The 426-nt window shown below is 62.4% G+C and carries 1 protein-coding gene; it reads right to left on the bottom strand.

Annotated elements, in window-relative coordinates:
- Nucleotides 1–426: fimbria/pilus outer membrane usher protein (locus IFU29_RS22995; protein ID WP_191935772.1), on the bottom strand; the 426-nt coding region annotated here is incomplete at both ends.

Raw genomic sequence — 426 nt, 5'->3', positions numbered from 1 at the left:
CGGTCACCAGGCTGACGCCGGCAAAGCGGAAACTGTCGAAGATGTCGGAGTTTAAATAGTCCTCGCCCATCGTCAGCCTGGCACTCAGCTTCGGCAGTGCGCGGTAGGCGTAATAACGGCTCCAGTCCCAGCTGGTGCGGCTCGGCTCACCGGAACCGCCCTGGCGATCCAGCCGTGACTGCCAGTCGGCCCGCAGCCGCCAGGCCCCCACATTGCCGCCCACCGTCCCGTTGCCGCTGAGGCTATAACTCTGCGTACCCTGCTTTTGCTGACGCTGGCTTTGCGCATTCAGGTTGTAATCTAACAGCAGGCCGGGAATACCTTCGTCCCAGCGCGACGGCGGGTCCCAGTTTTCAGCGGTATATTCCAGGTACGCCTGCGGAATATTCAGGTACAGCGCCGCCGCGCCTAAATCGCCGCGCACTT

Origin of the sequence: Erwinia persicina, assembly GCF_014838825.1 — a bacterium.
In the GTDB taxonomy this organism is placed as follows: Bacteria; Pseudomonadota; Gammaproteobacteria; order Enterobacterales; family Enterobacteriaceae; genus Erwinia; species Erwinia persicina_A.
Note: the sequence above shows the minus strand (reverse complement) of the source record. Positions and strands in the feature narration are given on the sequence as shown.